The organism is Streptomyces sp. NRRL S-37, assembly GCF_000721605.1.
Classification (GTDB): domain Bacteria; phylum Actinomycetota; class Actinomycetes; order Streptomycetales; family Streptomycetaceae; genus Streptomyces.
In genome coordinates, this window is sequence record NZ_JOIZ01000012.1 from 161,549 (window position 1) to 183,050 (window position 21,502).

Consider the following 21,502-nt stretch of genomic DNA (forward strand, 5'->3'; position numbering starts at 1 on the left):
CCGCACAATGGATCCGGTAAGGCAGACGTGACGGAAGGACGGGCTGACCCATGACCGTGTGGGACGACCTCGTCGGGCAGGAGCGGGTGAGCGAGCGGCTCGACGGCGCCGCCCGCGACGCCGACGCGCTCGTCACCGCCGCGGCGGCCGGCGCACCCCCGCCGGAGGCGTCGAGGATGACGCACGCCTGGCTGTTCACGGGCCCGCCCGGCGCGGGAGTGACACAGACGGCGCGGGCCTTCGCCGCGGCGCTGCAGTGCGTGAGCCCCGACCGGGCCCTGGGCGGCGCGCCCGGCTGCGGCTTCTGCGACGGATGCCACACGGCGCTCATCGGCACCCACGCGGACGTCACGACGGTCGCCGCCGTAGGAGCGGTGATCCGCGTCATGGACATGCGCGACACCGTCCGCAAGTCGTACACGGCTCCGGCGAACGGCCGCTGGCAGGTGATCCTCGTCGAGGACGCCGAGCGGCTGAACGAGAACTCCGCCAACGCCGTCCTCAAGGCCGTCGAGGAGCCCGCCTCGCGCACGGTCTGGCTGTTGTGCGCCCCGTCCGTCGAGGACGTCCTGCCCACGATCCGCTCCCGCTGCCGCCACCTGAACCTGCGCACGCCGTCGGTGGAGGCCGTCGCCGACATGCTCGTCCGGCGCGAAGGCATCGAACCGGACGTCGCCGCCGCCGTGGCCCGCGCCACCCAGGGCGACGTCGACCGTGCCCGCCGCCTGGCCACCGACCCGACCGCCCGCGCACGCCGCGCCGCTGTGCTGAAGCTGCCCCTGCGGGTCGAGGACATCGGTGGCGCGCTCAAGGCGGCCCAGGAGCTGGTCGACGTGGCGGCCGAGGACGCCAAGCAGCTCGCCGAGGAGGTGGAGACCAAGGAGACCGAGGAACTGAAGGCGGCGTTGGGCGCAGCCCAGGGCGGCCGCCTGCCGCGCGGCACGGCAGGCGTGATCAAGGACCTCGAGGACGATCAGAAACGCCGCAGACGGCGCACGCAGCGCAACACCCTCGACATCGCGCTGAGCGACCTGACCGGCTTCTACCGCGACGTCCTCGCCCTCCAGCTCGGCTCCCGCGTCGCCCTCGCCAACGGCGACGCCGAGGACGTACTGGAGCGGATGGCCCGCAGCAGCTCCCCGGAGTCCACGCTCCGCCGCATCGAGGCGATCGCGGCGTGCGGCAAGGCCCTGGACCGCAACGTGGCCCCGCTGCTCGCGGTGGAGGCGATGACGATGGCCCTCAGAGCGGGCTGACCGAGAGGTCCGCTCAGCGGCTCGACGCGGTCACTCGTACGAGGCACGGCGTGCACACTGAGCACCCATTCCGTTGCACACAGTTACGCTCGCAGTATGCACACAAGGCGCACTCACCGCAGGACCCGTACCGGAACCGGAGCCGCTCTGCTCGCCGCCGTCACACTGCTGGTCCCGGGCTGCTCCTCGGGAAGCAGCCCGAGCACGGCCAGCGCGGCGGCGGAGGAGGCGGCCCTCGCCCCCCTGCCCCGCTCCACACCCGCCGCCCTCACGCCGTACTACGGGCAGAAACCCGCCTGGCGTGACTGCGGAGTCCCCGGTTTCCAGTGCGCCACGCTGAAGGTCCCGCTCGACTACGCCGAACCGAAGGCCGGTGACGTGCGCCTCGCCCTCACCCGCAAGAAGGCCACCGGCCCGGGAAAGCGGCTGGGCTCCCTGCTGGTGAACCCCGGCGGTCCGGGCGGCTCGGCGATCGGCTACGTCCAGGCGTACGCCGGGATCGGCTACCCGGCCGGCGTGCGCGCCCGCTACGACATGGTGGCCGTCGACCCGCGGGGCGTCGCCCGCAGCGAACCCGTCGAGTGCCTGGACGGGGCCGGGATGGACGCGTACACGCGGACGGACATCACCCCGGACGACGCGAAGGAGACCGGCGCGCTGGTCGCGTCGTACAAGAAGTTCGCCGAGGGCTGCGGGGCGGACGCGCCGAAGCTGCTGCGCCATGTGTCCACCGTCGAGGCGGCCCGGGACATGGACATCGTCCGGGCCGCGCTGGGCGACGAGAAGCTGAACTACGTCGGCGCCTCGTACGGCACCTTCCTCGGTGCGACCTACGCCGGCCTGTTCCCGGACCGGGCGGGCCGGCTCGTCCTGGACGGCGCGATGGACCCCTCGCTGTCCGCGCGCCGGCTCAACCTGGAACAGACGGAGGGCTTCGACACGGCGTTCACCGCCTTCGCCGAGGACTGCGTGCGGCAGGACGACTGCCCGCTCGGCGGCCGGGGCACCACTCCCGGACAGGCCGGCAAGAACCTCGAGGCGTTCTTCGCGAAGCTCGACGCCCGTCCGATCCCCACCGGTGACGCCGACGGCCGCAGGCTCACCGAGTCGCTCGCGACGATTGGCGTGATCGCCGCGATGTACGACGAGGGCGCCTGGCAGCAGCTGCGCGAGGCGCTGACGGCCGCGATGAAGGAGAACGACGGCGCGGGGCTCCTCCTTCTCTCCGACAGCTACTACGAGCGTGACGCACACGGCGACTACAGCAATCTGATGTTCGCCAACGCGGCCGTGAACTGCCTCGACCTCCCGCCCGCCTTCGGCTCCCCGGACGAGGTGCGCAAGGCGCTCCCCGCCTTCGAGAAGGCGTCCCCGGTGTTCGGCGAGGGCCTCGCCTGGGCCTCCCTGAACTGCGCGTACTGGCCGGTGCGGGCCACGGGTGAGGCGCGGCGCATCGAGGCGAAGGGCGCGGCCCCGATCGTCGTCGTCGGCACCACCCGTGACCCGGCCACCCCGTACCGCTGGGCCGAGGCCCTGGCCGGCCAGCTCTCCTCGGCCCGCCTCCTCACCTACGAGGGCGACGGCCACACCGCCTACGGCCGGGGCAGCGCCTGCGTCGACTCCGCGATCAACACCTACCTGCTCGACGGCACCCCGCCGAAGGACGGAAAGCGCTGCTCATAGCCGGTACGACCATCCCCGGAGGCATACGCTCCGGCCCGCCTCCGGGGCCGGTACGAAGCACCCCCGGAAACTGTGTAGACTTACCGACGTTGCTGATCGCACCATGAGTGCGCAGCGCGCCGCCTTAGCTCAGATGGCCAGAGCAACGCACTCGTAATGCGTAGGTCTCGGGTTCGAATCCCGAAGGCGGCTCCGGTAAAGGCCAGGTCGCATGACATGTGATCTGGCCTTTTGTGTTGTGCCGGGCAGGACACGTCATGCGGCCGGGGTGCCGCGAGGCGGCTTGCGTGAGCGGGGCGGTCCGGTGCCCCCGCTTCCGGGGCTTCTTCCGGCGGCCTTCTTCTTGGCTCTGGCCTCGGCTTTCGCCAGGCCGGCACCTTTTGGGCAGCTTTGACGGTCAGCCGGTCGATCAGTTCCGCGACCGGGAGCGAATGCGATGTGATCCGTACCCGGTGGAGCCGGGATGTACGGGCGCGGGCCCGGCCTCCGCTCGGCACTGCTGCCGGTTGACGCCGGAACCCCGGGTTCCGGGAGCCTTGACGGCATTCGGAGATGGCGGGGTGCTGATCGTCCGAGCGGTCACCGGGGCACTGCCCGTCCCGTCCGTACCGCGCAGGACGGCCCGCCGTGAGTCCGGTCGAGCAGGGGCCGAAAGGTGCCGGAAGGTGATGCGGCGAGTCGGCCAGGGGGATTCGGCGGTGCGGGCCCCGGAGAGTCCTCCGTGGCAGCGCGGGGCGGTCGGTGAGCGGACGGGACGCTGTGTCGCCTTCCGTTCATCTCACCGGGGTTTGGGCGCAACCAGGTGCAATCCAGAGTTAGTTGAGTGAGCCGTGAGCTGTGAGCCGCCGGAGCGGCCGGCGGCACCGGCGGCCACTGACGACATCGCACCGTCCGCCCCACCTTCGACAAGGAGCAGTGTTCATGCCACGTCAGCACGAACCACCGGCCGGTGAGACGACGCCTTCCCTGGCCGTCCGCCGTGCTGTCGCCGTGCCCGTGCCGGGCGAGGATCCCGGCGCGGACCTGAGACCGCGCACGCCGGAGTCTGCTCCCGTCCCCGAAACCGCCCCCGAATCCGCCGCCGGTCCGGACACCTCGGCACCGACGGCACCGACGGCACCGTTCTCCGAGCCCGCTCCCGGCCGGCGCACCCGGTGGGGCTCCCGGTCCGCCGCCGGGGAACCGGCGGCAACCGAGGAGGAAGAGAGGCAGGAGGAACAGCAGGGGCGGGCGGCGGAGTCCGACGGAGCGGAAGCCGAGGCCGCGGCCGGTGTGGTCGCGGCCGGGAACGGCGACGGCGCGAAAGCGGACGCGAAAGCGGACGCGGACGGGACGGCACCGGGACGCCTGCGCGGCCCCATGGTGGCCGCGGCCGCCATCGTGGGGGCGGTGCTGATCTGCGTACCCCTCCTGGTCCTCGGTCTCACCCGTGAAGAAGAGGACCGTACGGTCGAGACGGCTCCCGTCGGCGGAACGACGCTCGATCCCGGTACGTCCGACGACATCCCGGCCGCCGACTACCGGGCCGCGTCCCCGGCCTCCTCGGCGTCGCCGAGCAGAGCCGAGTCCGAGTCGAAGCCCAAGTCGGAGCCCAAGCCCAAGTCGGAGCCCTCGCCCTCCCGGTCGGCCGAGGTGAAGGCCGCGCCCCCGTCCGGCACCGAGAAGAAGGCCGACGGCGAGAAGAAGGCCGACGGCGAGGCCGGGAAACCGAAGGCGAAGAGTTCCCCCGCGATCACCGCCCGGCAACTGGCCAACGCCCTCTCCACCCGCGTCAACGCGCAGTTGAAGAATGTCGCGACCGGCAAGTGCGCCGACCTGCCCTACTTCGAGAAGGGGTCGGTCGACGGCCCGGTGAGCCAGTTCGACTGCCGGCCCACCACCCAGGACAACCAGCTCTGGGACCTGGAGGTGGCCGACGCGGACGGCGGGCCCGGCGGAGCGAGCCTCTTCGTCATCAGGAACCGCAAGGACGGGCTGTGCATGGACCTGCCCTACTACGGCAGTGTCGCGGCCGGGACCAAGGTCACCGAGTACCACTGCAGGCCGGCCGCGGACAACCAGCTCTGGTGGCTGGACCCGAGGCCGGGGGGTTACCGGATCCGCAACGCCGCGAGCGATCTGTGCATGAGCGTGGCCGGCGGCAGTTCCGCCGGGAACGACGCCAGGCTCAAGGTGGCGCGGTGCGGCTCGGGGACGGGCGAGCAGCGCTGGTCCGTCGTCTCCGTGGTGAAGCCCTCCTGAACGACCTCACCGCCCGGCCTACGGCGGGAGTCCATGGCATGAACGGCTAACATCGCGAACGCAGTCGTCGGCCGGGATGGTGAGGTGAGGACGTGGGGACACCGAGGATCGCCGTCGCCGTGGTGACCATGGGGAACCGGCCCGCCGAGGTGGACGCGTTGCTGGAGTCCGTGGCGAAGCAGGACCTTCCGCCCGCGCGGATCGTCGTCGTGGGCAACGGCTGCCCGCTGCCCGAGTTCGCCCGGCGGCTGTCGCTCCCCGGCGAGGTCACCGTCGTGGAGCTGGAGGAGAACCTCGGCTGCCCCGGCGGGCGGAACGCGGCGATCGCGCGGCTGCGGGAGTTCGGGGACGCGGACGTCGTCGTCGAGCTGGACGACGACGGGCTGCTCGTCGACGCCGATGTGCTGCGCCGTGTGGGGGAGTTGTACGCCGCCGACGAGCGGCTCGGGATCGTCGGCTTCCGGATCGCCGACGAGCTGGGGGAGACCCAGCAGCGGCATGTGCCACGGGTCGGGAAGTCGGATCCGATGCGCGGCGGGTACGTCACCGGGTTTCTCGGCGGCGGGCACGCGCTGCGGATGACGATGCTGGACGAGATCGGCGACTGGCCCGCCGCGTTCTTCTTCGCGCACGAGGAGACCGACCTCGCCTGGCGGGCCGTCGACGCCGGGTGGCGGATCCTCTACGCGCCCGAACTGTTGCTCCAGCACCCGAAGACCTCCCCCGCCCGGCACGCCATCTACTACCGGGTGAACGCCCGCAACCGCGTGTGGCTGGCCCGGCGGCGGCTTCCGCTCGTGCTCGTCCCCGTCCACCTCGGGGTGTGGATGCTGCTCACCCTGGCGCGGAACCGGTCGGCCAGCGGGCTGCGGGCCTGGTTCGGAGGGTTCGCGGAAGGGCTGCGGGAGCCGGCCGGGGAGCGGCGGGCCATGAGCTGGCGGACGGTGTGGCGGCTCACCCGGCTCGGCCGGCCACCGGTCATCTGACCCGGCGGGCGCCACGACCAGGGGGCCGGACCGGTTACTTGGCGTCCGCATAGCATTCCACCACCGCCGTCGTGAACGGGAACCGCACCGGTGTCTCGCCGAAGGTCAGCCGGCCGGCCAGGTCCGCGGCCTCCCGGATCGCCGCCGCCACCGTCTCCGCCTCCTCCTCGGGGCAGTGCACGATCACCTCGTCGTGCTGGAAGAAGACCAGCTCGGCCGCCATGCCGCTCAGGGTCCGCCGCAGCGCGGCGAGCAGCAGCAGGGCCCAGTCGGCGGCGCTGCCCTGGACGACGAAGTTGCGGGCGAAGCGGCCCCGGGCGCGGGCGTCGGCCGAGGAGTGGCCCGGAACCCAGGGGCGGCCCCCGTCGGTGGCGTCCTCCCCGGCGTCCGGGATGCCCGCCTCCTCCGCCGCGTCGTCCGTCGTCCGGGCAGCCGGCGGGCAGGTGCGGCCCAGCCAGGTCCGTACGAGCCGGCCCTCCTCGCCCGCGCGGGCGGCCTCGTCGACGTAGGCCACCGCCCTGGGGAAGCGGCGGCGGAGCGCGGCGAGGTTCTTCAGGCCGTCGCCGGAGGTCTGGCCGTAGACCGCGCCGAGGACGGCGAGCTTGGCCTGGGCGCGGTCGCCGGAGAAGGCGCGGTCGGAGACCGACTGGTACAGGTCGCTCTCCCGTCCGGCCACCTCCATCAGTCCGGGGTCGCGGGAGATCGCCGCCAGTACGCGCGGCTCCATCTGGTCGGCGTCGGCGACGACGAGCCGCCAGCCGGGGTCGGCGACGGCCGCGCGGCGGATCACCTTGGGGATCTGCAGGGCGCCCCCGCCGTTGGTCACCCAGCGGCCGCTCACCGTCCCGCCCGCGAGGAACTCGGGCCGGAAGCGGCCGTCGCGCACCCAGTCCTGGAGCCAGGACCAGCCGTGGGCGACCCAGATCCGGTACAGCTTCTTGTACTCGATCAGGGGTTTGACGGCCGGGTGGTCGACGGACTCGATCTCCCAGCGGCGGGTCGATGTGATCTTGATGCCGGCCCGCGAGAACGCCTTCACCACGTCGGCGGGGAGGTCCGGCCGGACCCGGTGGCCGAAGGCGGCGGACACCTCGTCGGCGAGCTCGGCGAGCCGGCGGGGCTCGCCGCCGCCCGCGTACCGCTCGCCGAGCAGGTCGTGCAGCACCGCGCGGTGCACGTCCGCCCGCCAGGGCAGTCCCGCGCGGTTCATCTCGGCGGCCACCAGCGTCCCCGCCGACTCGGCGGCCGTCAGCAGCCGCATCCGGTCCGGGTGCGCGGTCGCACCGGTCCGCCGCTGCTGCTCGGCGTAGACCGCGAGGAGGTCCGGCAGCGGCAGCCGGACGCCCTGGGGTTCGAAGAGGGAGGACTGGGCGCCCGGTTCGGCAGGACGCTGCGGAGGGTCGGGCGGTACGGGGCCGCCGCGCAGCCGGGCCAGTGCCGCCGCGGCCGAACGGGGTTCCCCGTACCGTCCCTCGTGGCCGAGCAGGAGGGTCTCGGCGGCCTCGATGTCGTAGGCCCGCTCCACGCGCACCCCCGTGGTGAGCAGGCGCGGGTAGACCTCGGCGGTGGACCGCCACACCCACCGCGTGACACCGGGACGGCTCCGCACGGCCTCGGCGGGGTCCGCCTCCCGCAGCACCGGACCGGCGGGCAGCCCGTCCGGACCGAGGGGAGCGACGTCCACGCCACCGTCCTCGGCCGGAGCGAGTGCCCACCGGTCGGCCATGCCACGAGTGTGGCAGGGGGGTCTGACAACGGCCCCGGTCAGCCTTCCTGACCGGACTCGTCCTCCGTCCGGGTCTCGACGTACTGCGCCAGCACGTCGGCGATGTACCGCTCGGTGGCGGGCTTGGTGACGCCGAGGCCGCTGAGGAGGCCCTCGCCGTTCTCGTGCTCCAGCAGGGCGAGCAGGATGTGCTCGGTGCCGATGTAGTTGTGGCCGAGGCGGAGGGCCTCGCGGAAGGTGAGTTCCAGGACCTTCTTGGCCGCCGGGCCGTACGGCACCAGCTCGGGGGCGTCCTCGGCGGCCGGCGGGAGCGCCGCGCGGGCGGCCTCGGCGACCGCCTGCACGGTGACGCCCTGCTCGTTGAGCGCCTTGACCGCCAGGCCCTGCGGTTCGGCCAGCAGGCCGAGGACCAGGTGCTCGGGCAGTCCTTCGGCGTTGCGCGCGGCCTGTGCCTCGTTGTGCGCGGCCATGACCGTGTTGCGGGCGCGGGGTGTGTAGCGGTTGAAGCCCTGGCTGGGGTCGAGGTCGTTGCCCTCCTTCGGCACGAAGCGCTTCTGGGCCGCCTGCCGGGTGACGCCCATGCTCCGGCCGATGTCGGTCCAGGAGGCGCCCGAACGGCGGGCCTGGTCCACGAAGTGGCCGATCAGGTGGTCGGCCACGTCGCCGAGGTGCTCACCGGCGAGCACCGCGTCCTGGAGCTGTTCCAGGGGCTCCTCGTGGACCTTCTTGATGGCCGCGATGAGGTCGTCGAGACGCACGGATGACTTGATGGCGGGGTTCTTCGTCATGTGTCAACCGTAGGTTGACAGTCGAAGGGTGTCAACCCGAAGTTGACACTTCCGGGTGAATCCCCGGGACATGGCACGATCGGCCCGTGAGTACGTCCAGCACCGTCGACCGGGCCTTCCGGGCCGCCCTCTACGACACCGGTGACACCGCCCTCGACACCGGCGCGTCCCTGCTCGCCGCCGATCCGGCGGCCGACACCGAACTGGCCCGGCGCGGCGAGGAGTTCGTGGCGGCCGCCTGGTGGCGCGGCTGGCAGCCCGCCGACGTCGTACGGATCGTCCGGCGCGAGCTGGACGACGTCCACGTACGGCTCGTCTCCGCGCTGATCCGCGCGCAGGCACCGCGCGACGACCGGCCGCGCGGGCCCCGCTGGAAGGCGCAGCTCGACGAACTGGGGACGGACGACGCCCCGCGCGGCGACCGTTTCTCGTACGCGGCGGCCGTCCTGGAGCTGTACCGCCTGCTGCTGCGCCTGCCCGCCCTCGAACCCCTCGACGAGACGGCCGCCCCGGACCCCTCGGACCGGCGGCCTGAGTCCCGCGTGCTCGGCCGCATCCGCGCGCTGCTGGCCAAGGCGGAGGCGACCGGGTTCCCGGACGAGGCGGAGGCGCTCAGCGCCAAGGCGCAGGAGCTGATGGCGCGGCACAGCGTCGACGAGGCGCTGCTCGCCGCGCGGGAGCCCTCGGCTCAGACGCCGGGCGCCTGCCGGATCGGGGTGGAGCCGCCGTACGAGCAGGCCAAGGCGGTGCTGCTGGACGCGGTCGCCGGCGCGAACCACTGCCGGGCCGTGTGGAACGAACCGCTCGGCTTCTCCACCGTGGTCGGCTTCGCCCCCGACCTGGAGGCGGTGGAACTCCTCTACACCTCACTGCTCGTCCAGGCCACCACGGCGATGACCAGGGCGGAGGCCGCACAGCGCGCGGGCGGACGCAAGCGGACCAAGACCTTCCGGCAGTCCTTCCTCGCCGCCTACGCGCACCGCGTGGGGGCACGTCTGGCGGCCGTCGCCGAGACCCAGGTGAGCGACGACCTGCTCCCGGTGCTCGCCTCCCGCGCGGTGGCGGTCACCGAGCGGACGGACCGCCTGTTCCCGGAGACGACGACCACCCGGCTGCGCGGGGTGAGCGACGCGGCGGGCTGGGAGGAGGGCGCCCGCGCGGCGGACGACGCACAGGTCAGGGCGCGCCCGCGCCTCCCCTGAGCACCGGGCGGGTCCGGCGGGGTCCGCCGCGGTCCGGCGGCGTCCCCGAAGGGGCGCGGGACCGTGCCGAGGCGCCGTCGCCGTGCTTCCGGCGGAGCGTTCAGTCCCCCGCCTGCTGGTAGGCGCTCACGGAGATCCTGTGGCCGGCCTGCCCGTCGGACGCGACCGGGCCGTACGTCCAGCGGAAGGTCCGGGTGCCGGAGAGGCCGACCCGCAGACTCTCCGCGTCGAAGGCGCCGTCGCCGGGCGTGCCGCGTTCGTAGGTGAGGGTGAAGGACGCGGACTCGCCCTTGGCCAGGGTCAGCCTCTGGGCCGTGGCGCCCTCGGCCGGCGGCACCTCGACGGTGGGGGAACCGCCCACACCGGCCAGCCGCACCTCGGGGAAGCCGTCCAGGACGCAGGTGGCGCTCTGGTTGGTGAGGCCGACGGGAACCTCGCCGGTGTCCCCGGCGGCCGGCGCGACGCTCGCGGGCCCGACCTCCATGCTCACCGTGTCGACCGAGCAGGCGGCGCTCTCCCCCTTGCCATCGTCGCCCCCGGTGTCGCAGGCGGCCAGCAGGAGGAGCGCGGTGAGGGCGGCGGGGACGGCGAGCGGCGTGGTGCGCATGAGTGATCCTCTGGGGTTCGTGGAGGTGCCCACCGGTCATCATCACGCACCCGCCACCGGCCCGCCCCGCGGACACCCTCTAGGAGCCCAGCCCCTCCGTCGGCAGTCCCGTCGGGAGGGAGTCGCCCTCGGCCCTGGTGTACGTCTCGGTGCCGAGGGCGCCCTCCCAGGTGACCTTCAGGGAGTCCTCGCCGACGGAGTCGACGGTGCCGTTCGTCCGGCCCTCGGCGCCCTCGCCGCACTTCAGGCGGATCGAGCGGGTCCCGGCCCGCTCCCGCGCGGTACCGCTGCACACGGTGCCGCCCGTGGCGAAGAGGGCGGCCTCCTCACCGTGGACCATCAGGACCACCGCCTTGCCGTCGGCCGTGGTGAGCCAGCTTCCCTCCAGCTCACTTGCCGGTGCCGTGCTCGTACCGGAGCCCCCGGTGCCGCCACCGGAGTCCGCGGTCGCCGTGGCGGACGGGGCGGAACCGGTCGCGGAGCCGTCCGGGCCGTCGGAGCCGCCCCCGCCGCACGCGGTCAGCGCGAGCGCGCCGGCCAGCCCCACGGCCGCGGCCGCGACTCGCCCGCGTCGGGAGCGCGGCCCGCGCGATGACGGCGATACGGGCGGGTACGTCACCGAAGCCTCCGAAGTCACTGCGACCCCCCTGGCTGTGGCCGGCCCCGTCGGCCGGACGACCGCCGCCAGCTAACAGGACCCGCCCGGCACCCCACCAGCCTCCGTGACACACCTCGCACAGCATGTACACGGCGGACGGCGGACCGGTGTGCGGGAAAAGCGCGGAGCGCACAACGGAACATGATGGAACAGAAAGGCCCCCGCGTGCGTCTCCTAGAAAGCGGGGTCGGGTCAAGCGTCCGCCGAAGCGGGCACGGCACGACCGTCGAGGCTGTAACCGCGGGAGCACCCCGCGTGCACGTGCATCTGCTCATGCATCAGCACATGAACAAAGCTATGATCCCGGTCAGTTGACCACTGCATCAATGGCCACACCAGCCAGTGCACCAGCGGGGAGCGACCTGTGGACCACGACGTGTACGACGGTGACGTGTACGACGGTGCCGACGCGCCCGGCGTGTACAACGGCATGGCGGCCACCGGACTGGACGGTGTGGCCTGGCAGAAGAGCCGGCACAGCAACTCGCAGGGTTCCTGCGTGGAGTTCGCCCGGCTGCCCGGCGGGGAGGTGGCCGTGCGCAACTCCCGCTTCCCCGACGGACCCGCGCTCGTCTACACCCGCGCGGAGATCGAGGCCATGCTGCTGGGTGTGAAGGACGGCGAGTTCGACCACCTGGTCGCCGGCTGACCGGCCCGCCGGGGCGGACGACGTCCCCCCGGTCCGCTCCGGAAGAGGCCGGAGTGGACCGGAGTGACCCAGGAGGCGCTGACGCGCGTAGAACCGCGGCGCCCGCAAGCGCCGCGGTCCGTCATGTGCCGGGACAGGGGCGGTCGGCGGGGCGCGGCAGCCGGAACAGCGCCCAGACCACCTTGCCGCCGAGCGCGCCGGCCATCGGGTGCCAGCCCCAGCCGTCGCTGAAGGACTCGACCAGGAACAGTCCCCGGCCCGACTCGGCGGAGAAGTCGTCCGACGCGCGGGCCACGGGGCTGTCGTCGCTGGGGTCGCGCACCGCGCACACCAGCCGCTCGGTCCACCGCATCAGGTGCAGCCGTACCGGCGTCTCCGGCGCCGCCGGCCGCGGGGTGCCGGCCGGCAGGCCGTGCCGCAGGGCGTTGGTGACCAGCTCGGAGGCGACCAGGCACACGTCGTCGAAGCGGTCGCCCAGGTCCCACCGGTTGAGGGTCTCACGGGTGAACCGCCGGGCCTCACGGACCGCTTCGTAACGGGCGGGGAGGGCGCAGGAGGAGGCGTCGGACGCGGCCGCGAGGTTCAGCGGCGGAAGGCCCTGCCGTAACGGCTCGAGCATGGTCGATCCATTCGTCCCCATGCGAGGCACTCCCGGGAATTCGCGGTCGTAGCGAGGCTGCGGTGGTGCGGAGACCATGGTTTCGGATGCGTACAGCAGATGCAAGGGCAGATGCACGTGCAGCTGACCGAAATCGTCCCTGCCGTACTGGTTTGTTGGCCAATTTTTCCGTCATCTTCCGGTCGTCTTCCGGCTGTTCCCTTGTCTCCTCGTTGCTCCTTCCTTCTCCTCCCGTGCCCGTTCCGTGTCCCTTCCCGACCGGTGTCCCCGGCCGGATTCCGTTTCCGTAACCGCACGAGTACTGCTCGAAGTGTTTTAGTGGCAGACTGCGGGCCCTGAAGACGTTGGGGAGGCTGGCGAACGTGAGCGCGGGAGAGCCGGGATCGGTGGTGCGGCGCATGCTGCTCGGATCACAACTGCGGCGACTGCGTGAGGCGCGGGGGATCACGCGCGAGGCGGCGGGCTATTCGATCCGCGCCTCCGAATCGAAGATCAGCCGGATGGAGCTGGGCCGGGTGAGCTTCAAGACCAGGGATGTCGAGGACCTGCTGACGCTGTACGGCATCACGGACGAGCAGGAGCGCCTGTCGCTGGTCTCCCTCGCCAAGGAGGCCAATGTGGCCGGCTGGTGGCACAGTTACTCGGACGTGCTGCCGAGCTGGTTCCCCACGTACGTGGGCCTGGAGGGGGCCGCCTCGCTGATCCGGGCGTACGAGGTGCAGTTCGTGCACGGCCTGCTGCAGACCGAGGAGTACGCCCGCGCGGTGGTGCGCCGCGGCATGAAGGGGGCGAGCGACGAGGACGTCGAGCGGCGGGTGGCGCTGCGCCTGGAGCGGCAGAAGTACCTGGTCGCGGAGAACGCCCCCGAGTTCCACGTCGTCCTCGACGAGGCCGCCCTGCGCCGGCCGTACGGCGACCGCGCGGTGATGCGCGGCCAGCTCCAGCACCTCATCGACGTCTCCGAGCGGCCCAACGTCCGGCTGCAGGTCGTGCCGTTCAGCCTCGGCGGGCACTCCGGCGAGTCGGGCGCGTTCACCATCCTCAGCTTCCCCGAGTCCGACCTGTCGGACGTCGTGTACCTGGAGCAGCTCACCAGCGCGCTGTACCTCGACAAGCCCGAGGACGTGGCCCAGTACGAGAAGGCGCTCAAGGAGCTCCAGCACGACGGCCCGGGGCCGGCGGAGAGCCGGGACCTCCTGCGGGGACTGCTGCACATGTCCTGAGGTCACCCTCAACTCACATGAAACACAAGTACGATGACGTTCGATCAGGCCTCCCGGTCGATCAGTGCTCCACTGATGCAACGACGCGGCAAGGGATTGAGGGATCACATGTCGTCGTACTTCACCGACCTGGCTCAGCAGTACATCGACGGTGAGTGGCGCCCGGGCACCGGTTCCTGGGACATCATCGACTTCAATCCGTACGACGACGAGAAGCTCGCGTCGATCACGATAGCCACGGCCGACGAGGTCGATCAGGCGTACCGGGCGGCCGCCCGCGCGCAGAAGCAGTGGGCGGCGACCAATCCGTACACGCGCCGCGCGGTGTTCGAGAAGGCGCTCAGACTGGTCGAGGAGCGCGAGGAGGAGATCTCCGAGGCGATCGTCGCCGAACTCGGCGGCACCCGTCTGAAGGCCGCCTTCGAGCTGCACCTCGCCAAGGAGTTCCTGCGCGAGGCGGTCCATCTGGCGCTGGCCCCCGAGGGCCGGATCGTCCCCTCGCCGGTGGACGGCAAGGAGAACCGCGTCTACCGCGTGCCCGTGGGCGTCGTGGGCGTGATCAGCCCGTTCAACTTCCCCTTCCTGCTCTCCCTGAAGTCGGTCGCCCCCGCGCTCGCGCTCGGCAACGGCGTGGTGCTCAAGCCGCACCAGAACACGCCGGTCGTCGGCGGCTCCCTGGTCGCGAAGATCTTCGAGGACGCGGGCCTGCCCGGCGGTCTGCTCAACGTCGTCATCACCGACATCGCGGAGATCGGCGACGCCTTCCTGGAGCACCCGGTCCCGAAGGTCATCTCCTTCACCGGCTCGGACGCGGTCGGCCGCCACGTGGCCACCGTCTGCGCCTCCCTCTTCAAGCGCTCGGTCCTCGAACTCGGCGGCAACAGCGCGCTGGTGGTCCTCGACGACGCCGACCTCGACTACGCCGTGGACGCGGCCGTCTTCAGCCGGTACGTCCACCAGGGCCAGGTCTGCATGGCCGCCAACCGCGTCCTGGTGGACCGTTCAGTGGCCGACGAGTTCACCGAGAAGTTCGTCGCCAAGGTCGGCTCCCTCAAGGCCGGTGATCCGCGCGACCCGGAGACGGTCGTCGGCCCGCTGATCAACTCCCGTCAGGCGGACGCCGTGTCCGGCGTGGTCGAGCAGGCGCTCGCCGAGGGCGCCACCGCCCTGGTCCGGGGCGCGCGCAGGGACAACCTGGTCGAGCCGTCCGTCCTCACCGGGCTGCCCGCGGACTCGGCCCTGCTGCGGCAGGAGGTCTTCGGACCCGTCGCCTTCCTCGTCCCGTTCGACGGCGAGGAGGAGGCCGTACGCATCGTCAACGACACCCCGTACGGCCTGAGCGGCGCCGTGCACACCGGTGACATCGAGCGCGGCGTGAACTTCGCCAAACGGATCGACACCGGCATGTTCCACGTGAACGACGGCACCGTGCACGACGAGCCGATCGTCCCCTTCGGCGGCGAGAAGCACTCGGGCATCGGCCGGCTGAACGGCGACACCATGCTGGACGCCTTCACTACGGTGAAGTGGATCTCGGTGCAGCACGGCCGGAGCGGCTTCCCGTTCTGAGCGGGCGGGGCAGCCCTCTAGGGGCAGGTCCCTGGGGGCCTAGGCTGGGCACATGTCAGTGATCCGTCTTCTGGTGCTCGGCGCGGTGCGCCAGCACGGGCGGGCCCACGGGTACCAGGTGCGCAACGACCTGGAGTACTGGGGCGCGCACGAGTGGTCCAACGCCAAGCCCGGCTCGATCTACCACGCGCTGAAGCAGATGGCGAAACAGGGACTGCTGCACGCGCACGAGATCGCGCCGTCCACGGCAGGCGGCCCGCCGCGCACGGAGTACGAGATCACCGAGCAGGGCACCGAGGAGTTCTTCCGGCTGCTGCGGGAGGCCCTGACCTCCTACGACCAGAAGCCGGACGTGCTCTCGGCGGGGCTCGGGCTCATGGTCGACCTGAAGCGCGAGGAGGCGCTCGCGCTCCTCGAACAGCGGATGCGCTCCATCGGGGAATGGCGCAAGGCCGTCACCGAGTACTACACGCCCGAGGACGGTCCCGGTCAGCTCGGCCACATCGGGGAGATCATGGACTTCTGGGTCCACTCGGCCGACTTCGGTGCCGATTGGACCCGGGGGCTCATCGAGCGCATCCGGGGCGGCGCCTACACCTTCGCCGGTGAGGGCGAGCCGTTCGTCGCCGTCCTGGCCGAGGGGGAGGAGAACCCGTACGGGACGGGGGAGCGGCATCCCGGGGACGACCGTTAATCAAGTTTGACTAGAGGAAGGCGCGGGTGTGCGGTCCGGGCTGGTAGTCAAGTTTGACTAGCGAGGGAGTTTCTGTGTCCGACGCGGCGATCACCGTCGAGGAAGCACACAAGATCTACAAGGGCGGCGGCAGCGGCCCCGCACTGGACGGGCTCGACCTCACGGTCGCGCGCGGCACGGTGCACGGAGTGCTCGGCCCGAACGGCGCCGGCAAGACCACCCTGGTGAGGATCCTGGCCACCCTGCTGCGGCCCGACGCGGGCCGGATCGAGGTGGCGGGACACGACGTCGTGCGCGAGGCGTACGCCGTACGGCTGCGCATCGGCCTGCTCGGCCAGCACGCGGCACTCGACGAGGAACTCGGCGGCCGGCAGAACCTGGAGCTGTTCGGCCGGCTGCACCACCTGGGCGCGCGACGCGCACGCGCGCGTGCGGACGAACTGCTGGAGCGCTTCGACCTCTCCGGCACCGGACGCAAGGCGGTCAAGCAGTACAGCGGCGGCATGCGCCGCCGGCTGGACCTCGCCACCTCCCTGATCACCGAACCGGAGGTGCTCTTCCTGGACGAACCGACCACAGGCCTCGACCCTCCCCCAGTTCTCGGCTTCGCTCGAACCGGGGGGACCCCCATGGCCGCGCGGAGGTGTGGGACTCGGTCCGTTCCCTGGTCGGCGGCGGTACGACGGTCCTGCTCACCACCCAGTACCTGGAGGAGGCCGACCAGCTCGCCGACCGTATCTCCCTGGTGGACGCCGGCCGGGTCGTCGCCGACGGCACGGCGGACGAGCTCAAGGCGGCCATCGGCGGCGACCGCATCGACGTCGTCCTGCGCGACGCCGGACAGCTGGGCACGGCCGTCGCCCTGCTGCCCGTACCGGAGGACGCGGTCACCGTGGACTCCGACCGGCGGCTGCTCAGCGCCCCCGTCACCGACCGCATGGCGGCCCTGGCCGGGGTCGTCCGCGCGCTGGAGGAGGCCGGCGTCGAGGCCGAGGACATCGCCCTGCGCAGGCCCACGCTCGACGAGGTGTTCCTGCGGCTGACCGGGCACGACGACCGAGTGAAGGAGGCCGCGTGACCACCATGACGTACGCCCTGACCGACTCCTGGACCATGACCCGCCGCGAACTCGCCCGCTGGGGGCGGCAGCCGGCCGCGGTGGCGGTGAACCTGGTCTTCCCGGTGATGCTGCTGCTGATGTTCGGCTACCTGGTCGGCGGCGGCCGGGGCGTGAGCGGCGAGTACCTCGACTTCCTGGTGCCCGGCATGCTCGCGCTCACCATGGCCTTCGGCCTGGAGGGCACGATGATCGCCGTCACCCATGACCTCGACAAGGGCGTCATCGACCGCTTCCGCTCCATGCCCATGGCCAACGGCGCGGTCCTGGTGGGCCGTTCCGCCGCCGACATGCTCCAGTCGGTGCTCGGCCTGGCGGTGCTCCTCGCCGTCGCCGCCGCGCTCGGCTGGCGCGCCCAGGGCGGCCCGGCGGGCTTCCTGGGCGCCGTGGGACTGCTCCTGCTGTTCCGGTTCGCGATGCTGTGGATCGGCATCCACCTGGCGCTGGTCGCCGGGAAACCGGAACTGGTGCAGGCCGTGCAGATCCTGGTCTGGCCGGTCGGCTTCCTGTCCAACGCCTTCGCCGACCCCCGGTCCATGCCCGACTGGCTGGGCACGGTCGTCCAGTGGAACCCCCTGTCCCAGACCGCCACGGCCGTACGCGACCTGTTCGGCAGCCCTGGCGGCGAACCGGGCCACGTGGGGGCCGCCGTCGTCTGGCCGCTGGGCCTCCTGGCGGTGTTCTTCCCGCTGGCGGTACGCCGGTTCTCGCGGCTCAGCCGCTAGTGGTGGAAGCCGGTGGCCGCGTTCCTGTCATGGGTGAGGGGGCGCGGCTGCCGGCGCAGCTCCGGCAGCAGCCGGGACAGGTCCTCGGCGAACACGTCCGCGAGGTCCTCCGAGAAGCCGTTGCGGCACACCACGCGCAGCACGGAGAGGTCCTCGCGGTTCGCCGGGAAGGTGTACGCGGGCACCAGCCAGCCGTGCTCCCGCATCCGCCGGGACACGTCGAAGACGTCGTACGCCGTCACGTCGCCGGCGGTCGTGAACGCGAACACCGGGAGCTCGTCGCCCCGCGTCAGCAGCCGGAAGTCGCCCAGCGCCCCGATCCGTTCCGCGAGCCCCCGCGCGACGTCCCGCGCGGCCTGCTGCACCGCGCGGTAGCCCTCCCGGCCCAGCCGCAGGAACGTGTAGTACTGCGCCACGACCTGCGCGCCCGGCCGGGAGAAGTTCAGCGCGAAGGTCGGCATGTCACCGCCCAGGTAGTTCACCCGGAAGACCAGCTCCTCGGGCAGCGCCCGCGCGTCCCGCCACAGCGCCCAGCCGACACCGGGGTACACCAGGCCGTACTTGTGCCCGGAGGTGTTGATGGACGCCACGCGCGGGAGGCGGAAGTCCCACACCAGGTCCTCGTCGAGGAACGGCGCGACCATCGCCCCCGACGCCCCGTCGACGTGCACGGGGATGTCGAGTCCGGTGCGCTCCTGGAGCCCGTCCAGCGCCGCGCACAGGTCCGCGACCGGCTCGTACGATCCGTCGAAGGTGGAGCCGAGTACGCCGACGACTCCGATGGTGTTCTCGTCGCACAGCGCGACGGCGGCCTCCGGGTCGAGGTGGAACCGCTCGCCCTCCATGGGCACCTGACGGGGCTTCACCTCCCAGAAGGTGCAGAACTTGTCCCAGCAGACCTGGACGTTGACGCCCATGACGAGGTTCGGCCGGGCGCCCCGCGCGGGGCCTCGTCCGCTCCAGCGGCGCTTCAGCGCCATCCCGGCGAGCATGCACGCCTCGCTCGAACCGGTCGTCGAACAGCCCACGGCCGCGGCCGGATCGGGTGCGTGCCACAGGTCGGCGAGCATCGCCACACAGCGCCGCTCCAGCTCGGCGGTGCGCGGGTACTCGTCCTTGTCGATCATGTTCTTGTCCCGGCACTCCGCCATCAGACGGCCGGCCTCCGGCTCCATCCAGGTGGTGACGAAGGTGGCCAGGTTCAGCCGCGCGTTGCCGTCCAGCATCAGCTCGTCGTGCACGAGCTGGTACGCCGTCGAGGGCGCCATGGGCGTGTCGGGCAGCCGGTGCTTGGGCGGCGCCTCGGTCATGTCCCCGACCGGATTGGCCGGCCCCAGGAAGGGATTGACGGACACGGGGCGCTCGTCGTGCTGCGGGCCTTTGTGGAGTGGCACGGGGTCTCCTTGGTCTCGGGGCGACGGGGTCGGGGAGAGGAAGGGGGAAGGTCATCGCACGGCTGTCCCGTCCTCCCGCAGCTGCATCAGCGGGCGCCCCGTCACCAGCAGCCAGGCCGGCAGCGACGCGACGCACAGGAGGGCGAGGATCCCGGGGGAGGCGACCAGGACGGCGGCGACGAACAGGCTCACCCAGCCCTGGCGGGTGATGGCCAGCAGGATCCCCAGCACCCCCGCCGACACGCCCACCGCTGGCTGCACCCCGGGCACCAGGGCGTGCGCGCACAGCCCGAGCGCGGTGCCGACGAACACCGCCGGGAAGATCCGCCCGCCCCGGAAGCCGCAGGACGCGGCGACGAGCAGCGCGGCCAGTTTCACCACCGCCATCGTGGCGAACCCGCCCGCCGACCAGCCGTCGGGATCGCGCGCCAGGACCGCGATCTCGTCGAGCCCCTTGAACAGCGTCAGATGCCCGCCCAGTGCCGCCAGGGCGCCCAGCACCACGCCACCGGCCGGGAGCATCAGCATCGGGTGCCGCAGCCGCGCGAAGGCCCCATGGACGTACGGGAAGGCGTACACGGCGCACATGCCGAGCACCGCGCCCACCGGGGCCACCACGAGGGACGCCAGCAGGTCGCCCCAGCCGGGCCGCCCGAACGGCGGCAGACGCAGGTCGAAACTCGGCCGCGACACCAGCGAGGTGGTGAGCGCACCGGCCCCGGCGGCGGCCAGCGGCGCGAAGAGGCTGTCCCACAACCGCCCCTTGATCCGCTGCCCGGCCAGCGCCTCGGAGATGACCAGCGCGGCGGCGACCGGCGTGCCGAACAGCGCGCCGATCGTCCCGGCCTCCGCCAGCGCCACCCAGCCGCGTTCCTGGGTCTGCGGGAAGGCCCTGAGGCCCGCCCAGACCGCCAGCGAGACGTTCACGGCGATGATCGGGTTCTCGGGCCCCAGACTGGGCCCGCCGGCCAGTACGAACGCCGTCGCCAGCAGCAGCCCCGGCAGCACCGCGGGCGGCAGTACGGGCGCGTCCAGACCGGTGGTCGCCGGATCGGGGCCCGCGTGGCCCGGTACCTTCCACACGACCAGTCCGACCACGATCCCGGTGGTGACGAGCACCACGAACATCCACGGCACGGAGTACCCGCCGACACCGAGGGCGTCCGGCAGGTCCTGCCAGAGCACGTCCTGCAGCTCCTCGGCCGCCGTGCTCACCCCCACCAGGATCAGGCTCGTCGCCACGCCCACGACCAGCGCGGGGACGACGGCCGACAGCAGGGCGCGTGCCGGGGCGGCGGGGGGTGCCTGCTGCGAGCTGTCCTGGGCCACCCGCACACGATAAACGGACAAGCAGCGCAAATCGGTAACCGGCTTGCACCTCACGTGGCGTGAGGACCCAGGCTGGAGCGCGTACCCAGAAGGGAGCGGAAGTGAGCTACTCCGTGGGACAGGTGTCTGGCTTCGCCGGTGTCACCGTGCGCACCCTGCACCACTACGACGACATCGGCCTGCTCGTGCCCAGCGAGCGCAGCCACGCGGGGCACCGGCGTTACAGCGACGCCGACCTCGACCGGCTGCAGCAGATCCTGTTCTACCGCGAGCTCGGCTTCCCGCTCGACGAGGTCGCCGCCCTGCTCGACGACCCGGACACGGACCCGCGCGCGCACCTGCGCCGCCAGCGCGAATTGCTGACCGGCCGGATCGAGAAGCTGCAGAAGATGGTGGTGGCCGTCGAACACGCCATGGAGGCACGCAACATGGGCATCAACCTCACGCCCGAGGAGAAGTTCGAGGTCTTCGGGGACTTCGACCCCGACCAGTACCAGGAGGAGGTCCAGGAACGCTGGGGCAACACCGACGCCTACCGCCAGTCGCAGCAGCGGGCCGCCTCGTACACCAAGGAGGACTGGCAGCGCATCCAGGACGAGGCCGACGAGCTCACCCGGCGCTTCGTCGCCCTCATGGAGGCCGGTGAGCCCGCCGACTCCGAGGCGGCCATGGACGTCGCCGAGGACCACCGGCGGGGGATCGACCGCAACCACTACGACTGTGGGTACGAGATGCACACCTGCCTGGGCGAGATGTACGTCTCGGACGAGCGTTTCACGCGGAACATCGACGCCGCCAAGCCGGGCCTCGCCGCCTACATGCGCGACGCGATCCTCGCGAACGCCGTCCGGCACACCGCGTGACGTCCCGTCCCGGTCGCTCCCGGACGGGGGCCGCCGCTCCTCCCAGGGCGGTGCCGGCGCCCCCTCCGGGCCAGGGCCGCCGGCCGTGATCCTCCACGGCCGGCGGCCCACGGCTTTGTCCGGGGCGGGGGACAGGGCATGCTGGGTACCCCACGGAACCTGGGCCCGAGCGG

18 protein-coding genes, 1 tRNA gene and 1 pseudogene are annotated in these 21,502 nt (G+C 72.2%); 13 read left to right on the top strand and 7 right to left on the bottom strand.

Annotated elements, in window-relative coordinates:
- The first annotated feature begins 50 nt into the window (after positions 1 to 50).
- The 5 genes from IH50_RS0119050 (at position 51) to IH50_RS0119070 (ending at position 6,166) form a co-directional block, all read left to right on the top strand.
- Positions 51 to 1,256: a DNA polymerase III subunit delta' gene (locus IH50_RS0119050; RefSeq protein WP_030863307.1), complete on the top strand. Its 1,206-nt coding sequence runs from the start codon at positions 51 to 53 to the stop codon at positions 1,254 to 1,256.
- Between the two features lie 96 nt (positions 1,257 to 1,352).
- Positions 1,353 to 2,939, top strand: coding sequence for an alpha/beta hydrolase (locus IH50_RS0119055; protein WP_030863310.1), 1,587 nt, complete (start codon positions 1,353 to 1,355; stop codon positions 2,937 to 2,939).
- 118 nt (positions 2,940 to 3,057) lie between these two features.
- Positions 3,058 to 3,131: transfer RNA gene (locus IH50_RS0119060), tRNA-Thr, on the top strand.
- 729 nt (positions 3,132 to 3,860) lie between these two features.
- Complete coding sequence (locus IH50_RS38820) at positions 3,861 to 5,180, top strand: RICIN domain-containing protein (RefSeq protein WP_158801273.1); 1,320 nt, start codon at positions 3,861 to 3,863, stop codon at positions 5,178 to 5,180.
- 92 nt (positions 5,181 to 5,272) lie between these two features.
- Positions 5,273 to 6,166 (top strand): glycosyltransferase family 2 protein, encoded by an 894-nt coding sequence (locus IH50_RS0119070; protein WP_030863314.1) that lies wholly within the window; start codon positions 5,273 to 5,275, stop codon positions 6,164 to 6,166.
- Positions 6,167 to 6,200: 34 nt separating this feature from the next.
- On the opposite strand, the gene IH50_RS0119075 is transcribed toward IH50_RS0119070, so the two are convergent.
- Together IH50_RS0119075 and IH50_RS0119080 are read right to left on the bottom strand one after the other, a co-directional pair.
- Positions 6,201 to 7,892: a bifunctional 3'-5' exonuclease/DNA polymerase gene (locus tag IH50_RS0119075; protein WP_030863316.1), complete on the bottom strand. Its 1,692-nt coding sequence runs from the start codon at positions 7,890 to 7,892 to the stop codon at positions 6,201 to 6,203.
- 38 nt (positions 7,893 to 7,930) lie between these two features.
- On the bottom strand, positions 7,931 to 8,680 hold the full coding sequence (locus tag IH50_RS0119080; protein ID WP_030863318.1) for a Clp protease N-terminal domain-containing protein: 750 nt from the start codon (positions 8,678 to 8,680) through the stop codon (positions 7,931 to 7,933).
- An 86-nt stretch (positions 8,681 to 8,766) separates the two neighbouring features.
- Between IH50_RS0119080 and IH50_RS0119085 the strand changes: the two genes are divergently transcribed.
- Positions 8,767 to 9,882 carry a DUF2786 domain-containing protein gene (locus IH50_RS0119085; protein ID WP_030863320.1) on the top strand — a complete coding sequence of 372 codons (1,116 nt, stop codon included), beginning with the start codon at positions 8,767 to 8,769 and terminating at the stop codon, positions 9,880 to 9,882.
- A 100-nt stretch (positions 9,883 to 9,982) separates the two neighbouring features.
- Here the strand turns inward: IH50_RS0119085 and IH50_RS0119090 are convergent, their stop codons facing one another.
- On the bottom strand, positions 9,983 to 10,489 hold the full coding sequence (locus IH50_RS0119090) for a DUF4232 domain-containing protein (RefSeq protein WP_030863322.1): 507 nt from the start codon (positions 10,487 to 10,489) through the stop codon (positions 9,983 to 9,985).
- Between the two features lie 79 nt (positions 10,490 to 10,568).
- Positions 10,569 to 11,036 (bottom strand): hypothetical protein, encoded by a 468-nt coding sequence (locus tag IH50_RS0119095; RefSeq protein WP_037872539.1) that lies wholly within the window; start codon positions 11,034 to 11,036, stop codon positions 10,569 to 10,571.
- A gap of 475 nt (positions 11,037 to 11,511) precedes the next feature.
- Here IH50_RS0119095 and IH50_RS0119100 point away from each other — a divergent pair, with 475 nt between their 5' ends.
- A complete protein-coding gene (locus IH50_RS0119100; protein WP_030863328.1) occupies positions 11,512 to 11,796 on the top strand; it encodes a DUF397 domain-containing protein in 285 nt (94 codons plus the stop codon).
- A gap of 121 nt (positions 11,797 to 11,917) precedes the next feature.
- On the opposite strand, the gene IH50_RS0119105 is transcribed toward IH50_RS0119100, so the two are convergent.
- Positions 11,918 to 12,415: an ATP-binding protein gene (locus IH50_RS0119105; protein ID WP_037872540.1), complete on the bottom strand. Its 498-nt coding sequence runs from the start codon at positions 12,413 to 12,415 to the stop codon at positions 11,918 to 11,920.
- A 398-nt stretch (positions 12,416 to 12,813) separates the two neighbouring features.
- On the opposite strand from IH50_RS0119105, the gene IH50_RS0119110 reads away from it, so the two are divergent.
- From IH50_RS0119110 to IH50_RS0119130, 5 genes and pseudogenes are all read left to right on the top strand, one after another.
- Positions 12,814 to 13,638, top strand: a complete 825-nt coding sequence (locus tag IH50_RS0119110) for a helix-turn-helix domain-containing protein (RefSeq protein ID WP_051767379.1) — start codon at positions 12,814 to 12,816, stop codon at positions 13,636 to 13,638.
- Between the two features lie 108 nt (positions 13,639 to 13,746).
- Entirely contained in the window at positions 13,747 to 15,207 is a 1,461-nt protein-coding gene (locus IH50_RS0119115; protein WP_030863336.1) for an aldehyde dehydrogenase family protein, read from the top strand.
- Between the two features lie 52 nt (positions 15,208 to 15,259).
- Positions 15,260 to 15,901, top strand: coding sequence for a PadR family transcriptional regulator (locus tag IH50_RS0119120; protein ID WP_030863338.1), 642 nt, complete (start codon positions 15,260 to 15,262; stop codon positions 15,899 to 15,901).
- Between the two features lie 74 nt (positions 15,902 to 15,975).
- Positions 15,976 to 16,979: pseudogene (locus tag IH50_RS37805) on the top strand (ATP-binding cassette domain-containing protein).
- Positions 16,980 to 16,984: 5 nt separating this feature from the next.
- Complete coding sequence (locus IH50_RS0119130; RefSeq protein WP_030863343.1) at positions 16,985 to 17,743, top strand: ABC transporter permease; 759 nt, start codon at positions 16,985 to 16,987, stop codon at positions 17,741 to 17,743.
- Here IH50_RS0119130 and IH50_RS0119135 read toward each other — a convergent pair.
- Both IH50_RS0119135 and IH50_RS0119140 read right to left on the bottom strand, forming a co-directional pair.
- Complete coding sequence (locus IH50_RS0119135) at positions 17,740 to 19,137, bottom strand: glutamate decarboxylase (protein WP_030863346.1); 1,398 nt, start codon at positions 19,135 to 19,137, stop codon at positions 17,740 to 17,742. The genes IH50_RS0119130 and IH50_RS0119135 overlap by 4 nt on opposite strands.
- 51 nt (positions 19,138 to 19,188) lie before the next feature.
- Positions 19,189 to 20,466, bottom strand: a complete 1,278-nt coding sequence (locus IH50_RS0119140; protein ID WP_030863348.1) for an ion channel protein — start codon at positions 20,464 to 20,466, stop codon at positions 19,189 to 19,191.
- 101 nt (positions 20,467 to 20,567) lie between these two features.
- Between IH50_RS0119140 and IH50_RS0119145 the strand changes: the two genes are divergently transcribed.
- Positions 20,568 to 21,329 carry a MerR family transcriptional regulator gene (locus tag IH50_RS0119145; protein WP_030863350.1) on the top strand — a complete coding sequence of 254 codons (762 nt, stop codon included), beginning with the start codon at positions 20,568 to 20,570 and terminating at the stop codon, positions 21,327 to 21,329.
- The last annotated feature ends 173 nt before the right edge of the window (positions 21,330 to 21,502 follow it).